9 protein-coding genes are annotated in these 10505 nt (G+C 72.8%); all 9 read left to right on the plus strand.

Annotation, left to right across the window (positions count from 1 at the left end; all coding sequences use genetic code 11):
• Positions 1-8 precede the first annotated feature (8 nt).
• Positions 9-566, plus strand: coding sequence for a PPE domain-containing protein (locus tag ACLJPY_RS31530; RefSeq protein WP_410593930.1), 558 nt, complete (start codon positions 9-11; stop codon positions 564-566).
• Positions 563-1288, plus strand: coding sequence for an ESX secretion-associated protein EspG (locus ACLJPY_RS31535; protein ID WP_410593931.1), 726 nt, complete (start codon positions 563-565; stop codon positions 1286-1288). Before ACLJPY_RS31530 ends, ACLJPY_RS31535 begins: the two co-directional genes overlap by 4 nt.
• 609 nt (positions 1289-1897) lie before the next feature.
• Positions 1898-2329, plus strand: a complete 432-nt coding sequence (gene mraZ, locus ACLJPY_RS31540; RefSeq protein WP_004561064.1) for a division/cell wall cluster transcriptional repressor MraZ — start codon at positions 1898-1900, stop codon at positions 2327-2329.
• A 212-nt stretch (positions 2330-2541) separates the two neighbouring features.
• Positions 2542-3495 carry a 16S rRNA (cytosine(1402)-N(4))-methyltransferase RsmH gene (gene rsmH / locus ACLJPY_RS31545; RefSeq protein WP_410593933.1) on the plus strand — a complete coding sequence of 318 codons (954 nt, stop codon included), beginning with the start codon at positions 2542-2544 and terminating at the stop codon, positions 3493-3495.
• Positions 3492-4223, plus strand: a complete 732-nt coding sequence (locus ACLJPY_RS31550) for a hypothetical protein (RefSeq protein WP_410593934.1) — start codon at positions 3492-3494, stop codon at positions 4221-4223. The genes rsmH and ACLJPY_RS31550 overlap by 4 nt, the downstream gene beginning before the upstream one ends.
• On the plus strand, positions 4223-6148 hold the full coding sequence (locus ACLJPY_RS31555) for a peptidoglycan D,D-transpeptidase FtsI family protein (RefSeq protein ID WP_410593936.1): 1926 nt from the start codon (positions 4223-4225) through the stop codon (positions 6146-6148). The genes ACLJPY_RS31550 and ACLJPY_RS31555 overlap by 1 nt, the downstream gene beginning before the upstream one ends.
• Positions 6149-6381: 233 nt before the next feature.
• On the plus strand, positions 6382-7926 hold the full coding sequence (locus ACLJPY_RS31560) for a UDP-N-acetylmuramoyl-L-alanyl-D-glutamate--2,6-diaminopimelate ligase (protein WP_410594074.1): 1545 nt from the start codon (positions 6382-6384) through the stop codon (positions 7924-7926).
• On the plus strand, positions 7923-9425 hold the full coding sequence (locus ACLJPY_RS31565) for a UDP-N-acetylmuramoyl-tripeptide--D-alanyl-D-alanine ligase (RefSeq protein WP_410593938.1): 1503 nt from the start codon (positions 7923-7925) through the stop codon (positions 9423-9425). Before ACLJPY_RS31560 ends, ACLJPY_RS31565 begins: the two co-directional genes overlap by 4 nt.
• The gene (gene mraY, locus ACLJPY_RS31570; RefSeq protein WP_410593940.1) at positions 9422-10504 is read left to right on the plus strand and encodes a phospho-N-acetylmuramoyl-pentapeptide-transferase; all 1083 of its coding nucleotides are present in this window, start codon (positions 9422-9424) and stop codon (positions 10502-10504) included. Before ACLJPY_RS31565 ends, mraY begins: the two co-directional genes overlap by 4 nt.
• Position 10505: the final 1 nt, after the last annotated feature.

The raw sequence follows: 10505 nt of genomic DNA on the forward strand, positions 1-10505 counted from the left end.
GGTGCGCCGTGTCCGAACCCCCCGTGCCCACCGCGCGGTACGAGGCCTACAGCCACGAGGCGATGGCCGCGGAGGTCGAGCGCGGCAACGACCCGGTCGCCGCCGGCGAGGCGGGCGCGCGCTGGGACGGGCTGGCGAAGCGGCTGCAGGAGTCGACCGCCGACGTCGCCGCGCTGGTCGCTTCCTCGGAGGAGCACTGGCGGGGCCAGGCGGGGGACGCCGCGCGGGCGGCGCTGGGCCGGGCCGCGAAGTGGCTCTCGCACTCGGCCGCCGTTTCGGCGTCGGTGGGCCGGGCCGTCGGCGCGCAGGCCGACGTCGCCGCCCGGGCCCGGGCCGACATGCCGCCGCCGGTGACCTACGACCCGGCGTCGATGATCCGCGAGGCGGCGTCCAGCGGGAACGTGCTCGTCCTCGCCGGGCTGGCGGGGGAGATGGCGGCCCGCCGCGCCGAGGCCGAGGCCGCGCGGCAGAAGGCCATTGACGTGCTGCGGACGCGGGACACCGCGCTGCACGGCCAGGTGCCCGCGGAGGCGTTCCCCGCGCCGCCATCGCTGGGGCGGGCTTGATCCGCGTCTCGGCGTCGGCGTTCGACATCCTCTGGACCGACCTCGGCCACGACCGGCCGCCGGAGCCGCTCAGCGTCCGCAGCGTCGGCGTGACCGACGCCGAACGCGCCGAGGTGCGGGTGGCCGTCTACGGCAACCTCGCCGAGCGCGGCCTGTACGACGGGTCCCGGCTGGAGCCGGCGCTGGCCGCGCGGCTGGAGCTGCTCGCGGGCGGGGAGGTGTTCGTCGCGTGCGAGGCGCTGGCCGACATGACGGCGGCGACACCGTTCCGCGCGGTGACGGCGGCCCGCGGCGGCCGCGGTGTCCTCGCGACCCAGCCGGAGCAGACGATCGGCCTGGATTCGATCCGCGAGGGCGAGCTCGCGTCGGCGATCGTCGACGTCCTGCCGGAGCTGGCGGCCGGCCCCGGCTACGGCATCAGCCTCCCGGCGTCGACGCTCTCTTCCGACGCCGCCTCGGGGACGGCGTCGGCGCAGCTCGAGGAGGTCCGGGCGATCCAGGCGCGGCCGGTGTACGCGGCGGGGCAGTTCAGCGTGAGCCGCCGGTCGGGGTCGGGCCGGGTCGAGCGGGTGGGCGGGCTGACGTGGTTCGACACCGACGTCGGCGCGTACTGCGCGACGAAGACCCCGGGCCGGGGTGGGCAGGAGTGGGTGACGGTCACCCCGGTCGACAGCACCCGCCTCGCGGCCCGCGTCACGGCGTTGTTCAACCCGGAGGACTGAGCGCCGAGGGGCATCACGCGTGTCTGGAGGGGCATCACGCGTGATTGGAGGGGCATCACGGCGTGATCCGGGGCGGAACTGGCGTGCTGGGGGACGCGACTGGCGTGATTGGAGGCGGAACTCGCGTGATTGGGGGCGGAACTCGCGAGTTACGGCTTTGATCACGCGAGTTCCGTGCCTGATCACGCGGGTTACGGGTTGGGGCACGTGAGTTGCGGGGGTGAGCACGGGGTGCGGGAGGCGGGCGGCCCCCACTGGGGCCCACCTGGGCTCCCCACTTTGGGCCACTCTGGGGCCGCCTGGCTCCCCACTTTGGCCCACGGGGAGGGTGGGAGGGTTCTTTCGCGGCCGTTATGCGGACGCATCAGGAACAGCTGAGGTTGCTCCGGCCCCCGGCGCGGGGGATCTTGGCCACCGTCCCCCACTACACCCCCCACCCGGCCCCACGCTGCTGACCTGCGCAAATAGAACACTCGACGGAGTGAGCCGCCGGTTTCTCGCGTTGACTGTGGTGAAAAGTGGGGTACGGTGGTGGCCAGTGGGGCGGAAGGGAAGCCCCGTGGCCGTCCGGGGTGGTTCGCCACCGTGGGCGGTAGGGAGGTGGAGGTCGTGTTCCTCGGCACCCACACCCCGAAGCTGGACGACAAAGGGCGGCTCGCGCTGCCCGCGAAGTTCCGTGACGCCTTGGCGGGTGGGCTGATGGTCACCAAGGGGCAGGACCACTGCCTCTTCGTCTTCCCCCGCGCCGAGTTCGAGCAGATGGCGCGCAAGGTCGCCGAGGCCCCGTTCACGAACGAGGCGGTTCGGGCCTACCAGCGCTACCTGTTCGCCGGCACGGACGAGCAACGTCCTGACGGCCAGGGGCGCATCACCATCGCGCCCGAGCTCCGCCGCTACGCGGGGCTCAGCAAGGAGTGCGTGGTGATCGGGGCGATCACCAGGCTGGAGATCTGGGACGCCCAAGCGTGGCAGGCGTACCTGGAGGAGCACGAAGACAGCTACGCGAAGGCTCGAGAGGAAGTACTGCCGGGCGTCTTCTAGGCGTGCGGTCGCGGTGCACCTTCGTCGTCGGGGGACGAGGGGTTCGCCGCCCGCGCGTGGAGGGGAAGCCCACCCGGATGCCGTGAGGCCTCTGTCCGCTCAACAGCCCTGGTGCACCTTCCCCGGTACCAGGTCCGCAGCGGGCGGACAGGGACCTGACGGCATCCGCCATATTTCCCCCGGGCCGCCCAGGCGAGAGAGGGGGAGGGAACATGACGGCACCCGAGCACGTCCCGGTGCTGCTCGCGCGCATCGTCGAGCTGTTCACCCCCGTGTTCGCCGACCGCGACGGCGTCCTGGTGGACGCGACGGTCGGCCTCGGCGGGCATTCCGACGCCCTGCTGGAGGCGTTCCCGCGGCTGCGCCTCGTCGCGCTGGACCGCGACCCCGCCGCGCTCGAGAAGTCCGCCGAACGCCTGGCCCGCCACGGCGACCGCGTCGACTTCGTCCACACCGTCTACGACGGGCTGCCGGAAGCCCTCGCCGGGCTGGGCATCGCCAAGGCCGACGGCATCCTGTTCGACCTCGGCGTCTCGTCGATGCAGCTGGACCGCGCCGAACGCGGGTTCGCCTACGCCAAGGACTCCCCGCTCGACATGCGGATGGACCCCACCACCGGGTTCACCGCCGCCGACGTCCTCAACACCTACGCGCCCGGCGAGCTGATCCGGATCCTGCGCGACTACGGCGAAGAACGGTTCGCGCAGCGGATCGTCAAGGCGGTCGTGGCCGCGCGGGAGAAGGAGCCGTTCACGAACAGCGGGCGCCTGGTCGAGCTGCTCTACGACGCCGTCCCGGCCGCCACCCGGCGGACCGGCGGGCACCCGGCCAAGCGCACGTTCCAGGCGCTGCGGATCGAGGTCAACGGCGAACTGGAGGTGCTGCGCCGCGCCATGCCCGCCGCGCTCGGCGCGCTGAAGGTGGGTGGGCGGATCGTCGTCGAGTCGTACCAGTCCCTGGAGGACCGGCTGGTCAAGCAAGCGCTGGCCGAGCTCGCGAAGTCCCGCACCCCGGAAGGGCTCCCGGTGGAGCTGCCGGGGCACGGACCGGAGCTGAAGCTCCTCACGCGCGGCGCCGAGAAGGCCGGCGAAGAGGAGATCGAACGGAACCCGCGCGCCGCTTCGGTGCGGCTGCGGGCCGCAGAGAGGATCGGAGAGCCGCGATGACCGCTCCCGCGAAGTCCCGCCGCCGGGCCGCGCCGGCGACGCGGGGCCGCACCGAGGCCGCCCGCACCTCGACGACCGGCGTCGAGCCGGACCCGCAGCCGGGCGCGCCCCGGCGCGGGTCGCGCGGCCGCACGTCCGCGGCCGAGCGCGCCTACGCGCGCCGCGCCCAGCGCGCCGACCTGCTGAAGGAGCGCGAGGCGCGCCCGGAGCCGAAGCCCCGGCCCGCCGAGCAGGCGGAACCGCCGAAGTTCAAGCTGAAGTCGTTGCTGCCGAAGTCGCGCGCGTCCTTCGTGCTGATGATGATGGCGCTGCTGGCCGCCGGGGTGGCGACCACGCTGTGGCTGACCACGCAGGCGATCGCCGACTCCTACCGGCTCGAGCAGCTGCGCACCACCAACGCGAACCTGGCCGAGCAGAAGGAGCAGCTGCAGCGCGACGTCGCCAAGGCCGAGTCGCCCGCTTCGCTGGCCCCCGCGGCCCAGCAGCTGGGCATGGTGCCCGGTGGTGACCCGGCGCGGATCGTCGTCGGCCCGGACGGGAAGACCTCGCTCGTCGGCGAGCCCAAGAAGGCCAAGGCGGACGCCCCGGTCGTGCCGGCCGCACCGCCCGCCGCGCCGGCCGCGGGCACGCAGTCGCAGCAGGGCGCGCCGATCGAGGGCGACCAGCCCGCTGTGCCCGCCGAAGAGCAGCCCGCCCCGCCGCCGGCCCAGCCGGGAGCCGGCCAGTGATGGCTTCCGGCCGCAGCCAGGCCCGCGCGCGGGCCGCCGGCAGCGCCCGGCGGACGTACGCCGCCGGCACCCGCAGCGCGGCCGCCCGCCGCGGCAACGGCGGGCACCGCAGCCGGTTCTCCGCCGTGCGCCTGCTGCTGGTCGCCGTGCTGCTGGTCGCCGGCGTGAAACTGGTGCAGGTGCAGTGGTTCGACGCCGCGGCGCTCTCGGCCGCGGCGGAGCGGCAGCGCGCCCAGACCATCGACATCCCCGCCCAGCGCGGGTCCATTGTGGACCGCAACGGCGCGAAGCTCGCCTTCAGCGTCGAGGTGCGCACCCTTTCGGTGAACCTCAAGGCCCTGCACAAGAGCATGGACGACTTCGCCGCGAAGAACCCCGGCACGGCGAAGACCTTCGACAGCGAGACCGCCGCGGCCGCGAAGTACATCGCGGGCAAGCTGCCGAACGTGATCAGCGAGCAGCAGCTGCTCGACCTGTTCCACAAGCAGGCGTCCTTCACCTACTTGGTGAACAACGTCGAGCCGTCCATCGCCGCCGACATCGTGAAGCACTTCGCGTGGATCGGTGTCGAGAAGCGCGCGCTGCGGGAGTACCCGGGCGGCAGCCTGGCGGCGAACATCGTCGGCGCCGCGAACTGGCGCTCCGAAGACCAGGACGTCTCCAAGCACAACCTGCACGGCCTCGTCGGGCTCGAGCTGCTGCGCGACAACGACCTGGCCGGGACGCCGGGCCGGATGCTGGTCAACACGAAGAACGGCAGCGACAACGTCGTCATCCCGGGCACCGAGCGCGACCTGCAGGCCGCCGTCCCCGGCTCGGACCTCGAGCTGACCATCGACTCCGACCTGCAGTACGAGGTGCAGCGGCAGCTGGCGGACTACGTCGAGCAGTCGCACGCCAAGGGTGGGCAGGCGGTCGTCCTCGACGCCAAGACCGGCGAGGTCTACGCCCTGGCCAACAACACGACGTTCGACCCCAACGACCAGAGCACCTGGACCACCGACGACCTGGCCAACCCCGCGGTCACCACGCCGTTCGAACCCGGGTCGGTCAACAAGCTCGTCACCGCCACCGGGGCGATCGACTACGGCATCGCGACGCCGGAGTCGACGGTCGAGGTGCCCGGCGCCCTGCAGGTGGCCGACAAGACGGTGCACGACGCCTGGACGCACGGGACCCAGACGTTCACCACCACCGGCATCTTCGCCAAGTCGTCCAACATCGGCACGCTGCTGCTGGCGCAGAAGATCGGCGAGGAACGCTACTCGAACCTGCTGAAGTCCTTCGGCCTGGGCCAGCGCACCGGCGTCGGCCTCCCCGGCGAGAGTGCGGGTTCGGTGCCCGCCCGCAGCCAGTGGTCGGCGACCACCTTCGGCAACCTGCCGATCGGGCAGGGCCTGTCGATGACCATCCTGCAGATGGCCGGGATGTACCAGACGATCGCCAACGACGGCCTGCGCGTCGAACCCCGGATCGTCAAGGCCAAGGTGAACCCGGACGGCACGACCGTGCCCGAGCCGGCCCCGAAGACGGTCCGGGTGGTCGGGCCGCAGACCGCCAAGACGGTGCGCGACATGATGCGCGCGGTCGCCCAGAACGGCAAGGGCCTGCAGAAGGGCACCGCGCCGACGGCCGCGGTCGAGGGCTACCAGATCTCCGGGAAAACCGGCACCGGCCAGCAGGTCGACCCGCGGACGCACGCCTACAGCGACCACCTGTACAACATCACCTTCGCCGGCATCCTGCCCGCCGACCACCCGCGGTTCGTCGTGGGCATCCGGCTGGACGCACCCGACACGACGCTGCCGGTGGGGCACTCCGCGGCACCGCTGTTCCACACCATCGCGTCGTACCTGACGCAGCGGTACCAGATTCCGTTGTCGGACGGGCCGTCGCCGGAGGTCCCGCTCATCATCGCCCCGTAGGGCAGGCACTGTCCGTCAAGGCCCCCTCACCCGAGGGGGCCTTGACGGTCGAGCGTCCACATCGGTCGGCGGCGGGAAAAGTGTTGCGGGGCAACGGGGAGCGAGCGGGGGTCTAGCACATGTGCCTCAGCCGCCCGCAATCGCCGTACCGCGTGCGGGTGCCCGAACCGGCCGCCGGTAGCCTCTTGGCCGTGTCCGTGTCCTCGTCCAGTTCCCAGGTGCCGGAAAGCCCGGTGAAAGCGGTGCCCGCGCCGCCCCGCCCGGCGCGCATCGACCCGGTCCCGCTGGCGACGCTGCTCGCCAGGGCGGACGCGCGCCTCATCGCCGGCTCGCCCGACGCGGCCGAGCTCACCGTCACCGGCACCACGCTGCGCGCGCAGCACGTGCTGCCCGGTGACCTCTTCGCCGCCCTCCCGGGCGCCCGCGCCCACGGCGCCGACTTCAGCGACCAGGCGGTCGCCGCCGGGGCCATCGCGGTGCTCACCGACGCCGCCGGCGCCGAGCGGCCCGCCCTGCGGGACGCCGGCGTGCCGATCCTGGTCCACGCCGACCCGCGCGCCGCCTTGGGCGAGATCGCCGCCTGGATCTACGGCGAGCCGTCCCTCGAGCTGGCCGTCCTCGGCGTCACCGGCACCTCCGGCAAGACCACGACGTCCTACCTGGTCGACGCCGGCCTGCAGGCCGCGGGCCTGACCACCGGCCTGATCGGCACGGTGGAGACCCGGATCGCCGGCGAGCGCCTGGTCAGCGGGTTCACCACGCCGGAGGCGCCGGACCTGCAGGCGCTGCTCGCGGTGATGCTCGAACGCGGCGTCACGCACGTGCCGATGGAGGTCTCCAGCCACGCGCTCGCGCTGGGCCGGGTCAACGGCACCCGGTTCGCGGTCGGCGCGTTCACCAACCTCTCCCAGGACCACCTGGACTTCCACAAGGACATGCAGGAGTACTTCGAGGCGAAGGCGCTGCTGTTCGACGGCCGGTCGACGCACGAGGTCGTCGTGGTCGACAGCGCGTGGGGCCAGGCCCTGCTCACGCCGCAGACGATCACCGTGACCACGGACCCGGGCACCGACGCCGCGTGGCAGGCCACCGACATCGAGGCCACCCCGCAGGGCGAGCAGACGTTCACCCTGCGCGGCCCGGACGGCGCCCGCGCCGCCGCCCGGCTCCCGCTGCCCGGCGAGTTCAACGTCGCCAACGCCGTGCTCGCCGCCGCCATCCTGAGCACCGCGGGCGTGTCGCTGGAGTACATCGTCACCGGGCTGGCGCAGGTGCAGGTGCCGGGCCGGATGGAGCGCGTCCACGTCGGCCAGGAGTTCACCGCCGTCGTCGACTACGCCCACAAGCCGGCCGCGGTCGCCCAGGGCCTGGACGCGCTGCGGGCCCGCACCGAGGGCCGGATCATCACCGTGCTCGGCTGCGGCGGCGACCGGGACACCGCCAAGCGCCCGATGATGGGCGAGGCCGCGGCCCGCCGCAGCGACGTCCTGATCGTCACCGACGACAACCCGCGCTCCGAGGACCCGGCCGCCATCCGCGCCGCCATGCTGGCCGGCGCCCGCGCGGTCGGCCCCGCCGAGGGCGGCCAGGTCGTCGAGATCGGCGACCGCCGCGAGGCCATCGCGCACGCCGTCTCGCTCGCCGGTCCGGGCGACATCGTCTTCCTCGCCGGCAAGGGGCACGAGTCCGGCCAGGAGGCCGGCGGCGTCGTGCACCCGTTCTCCGACCGCGACGAGCTGGCCGCGGCCATCCGCAACAAACTCGAGGTGAGTGTGTGATCGTGCTCAGCCTGGCCGAGATCGCCGACGTCGTCGGCGGCCGGCTGCACCAAGCCGAGCCGGGCGCGCAGGTGACCGGCACCGTGGAGTTCGACACCCGGAAGCTCACGCCCGGCGGCCTGTTCGTCGCGCTGCCCGGCGAGAAGGTCGACGGCCACGACTTCGCCGCGCAGGCCGTCGAGGCCGGGGCGGTGGCCGTGCTGGCCGCCCGGGAGGTCGACGCGCCCGCGATCGTCGTGCCGCCGCTGCCCGCGGGCGAGGCCCACGAGCGGTCGGTCGCGTTGACCGGCGACAAGGACGGCTCCGGCGCCGCCGTGCTGGCCGCGCTGGCCAAGCTCGCCCGGTACGTCGTGCAGCGCCTCGCCGAGGGCGAGCTGACCGTCGTCGGCGTCACCGGGTCCTCCGGCAAGACCTCCACCAAGGACGTCATCGCGCAGCTGCTCGAGCCGCTCGGCCCGACGATCGCGCCGCCCGGGTCGTTCAACAACGAGCTCGGCCACCCCTGGACGGCGCTGCGGGCCGACGCGGCCACCCGGCACCTGGTGCTGGAGCTCTCCGCGCGGGGCCCGGGCCACATCGCCCACCTCGCCGAGATCGCGCCGCCGAAGATCGGCGTCGTGCTCAACGTCGGCAGCGCCCACGTCGGCGAGTTCGGCTCGCGCGAAGGCATCGCGAAGACCAAGGGCGAGCTCGTCGAAGCCCTGCCCGCGGACGGCGTCGCGGTGCTCAACCTCGACGACCCGCTGGTCGCGGCCATGGCGAGCCGCACGAAGGCCCGGGTCGTGTTCGTCGGCGAAAGCCCGTCCGCGCAGGTCCGCGCGGAGCACATCACCCTCGACGACGAGGCCCGCGCCTCCTTCCGGCTGATCACCCCGGCCGGCGAGGCCGACGTCAAGCTGCCGCTGCACGGCGAGCACCACGTCGGCAACGCGCTGTCCGCCGCGGCGGTCGCGCTGGAGCTCGGCGTGAGCGCCGCGGACATCGCCGCCCGGCTCTCCGGTCTCGAACGGCGGTCCGCGCGCCGCATGGAGGTCGTCACGCGGCCGGACGGCGTCACGATCCTCAACGACTCCTTCAACGCCAATCCCGAGTCGATGCGGGCCGGCCTGAAGGCCCTCGCCGCGATGACGCGGGAGACCGGCCGCCGCTCCTGGGCCGTGCTCGGCGTGATGGGCGAGCTCGGCGCGGACTCGGTCAACGCCCACGACGAGATCGGCAGGCTCGTCGTCCGGCTGAACATCGCCAAGCTCGTCGTGATCGGGCCCGAGGCGGCGGCCATGCACCAGGGGGCGTTCCAGGAGGGCTCCTGGGGCGAGGAATCCACTCTGGTACCCGACGTCGAGGCCGCGATCGCCCTGCTGCATGATCAGCTCCGCCCCGGGGACGTGGTGCTGGTGAAGGCCTCCAAGGCCGCCGGGCTCTGGCGGGTCGCCGAAGCCCTGCTCGAACCCCGGGAAACCGACAACTCCGAGAATCGCTCGAACGGTGGTGACGCGTGATCAGCATCCTGATCGCGGCCGCGGCGGGCCTGCTGATCTCCATCCTGCTCACGCCCTACCTGATCCGGGTCTTCTCCCGGCAGGGCTTCGGCCAGGAGATCCGCGAGGAAGGCCCCCAGGGACACAAGTCCAAGCGCGGTACCCCGACCATGGGCGGGGTCGCGATCATCATCGCGATGGTCGTCGGGTACTTCGCCGCGCACCTGATCAACTGGATGTTCAACGCCCGCAGCGGCGCGCCGACGGCCTCCGGGCTGCTCGTGCTGATGCTCGCGGTGGGCCTGGGCGTCGTCGGGTTCCTCGACGACTTCATCAAGATCCGCAAGCAGCGCAACCTGGGGCTGAACAAGACCGCGAAGCTGGTCGGCCAGCTCGTGGTCACCATCGCGTTCGCGGTCCTGGCGCTCAACTTCCCGAACCAGCACGGCATCACGCCGGCGTCGGAGAGCCTTTCCTACGTCCGTGACCTCGCACTGATCACCTTCCCGTCGGTGATCTTCGTGATCTTCTGCTACGTCGTGATCTCCGGCTGGTCGAACGCGGTGAACTTCACCGACGGCCTCGACGGCCTGGCCGGTGGCGCGGCGGCGATGGTGCTGGCCACCTACGTCGTGATTTCGTTCTGGCAGGAGCGGCTGTCCTGCGCCAACGCGCCGGCCGCCGCCTGCTACGACGTCCGCGACCCGCTGGACCTGGCCGTGGTCGCCGCCGCGGCGACCGGGGCGTGCGTCGGGTTCCTGTGGTGGAACGCGGCCCCGGCGAAGATCTTCATGGGCGACACCGGCTCGCTGGCCCTCGGCGGCCTGGTCGCCGGCCTGTCCATGACCACCCGCACCGAGCTGCTGGCCATCGTCATCGGCGGCCTGTTCATGGTCGAGATGATCTCGGTGGTCGCGCAGATCGCGGTGTTCCGGACGACCCGGCGCAGGCTCTTCCGGATGGCGCCGTTCCACCACCACTTCGAGCTCGCCGGGTGGGCCGAAACCACGGTGATCATCCGGTTCTGGCTGCTCTCGGCGATCTGCTGCATGTTCGGGCTCGGCCTGTTCTACAGCGAACAGCTGGGTCTTGGCGGCTGAC

Origin of the sequence: Amycolatopsis sp. lyj-23 (assembly GCF_046549135.1) — a bacterium.
Lineage (GTDB): Bacteria > Actinomycetota > Actinomycetes > Mycobacteriales > Pseudonocardiaceae > Amycolatopsis.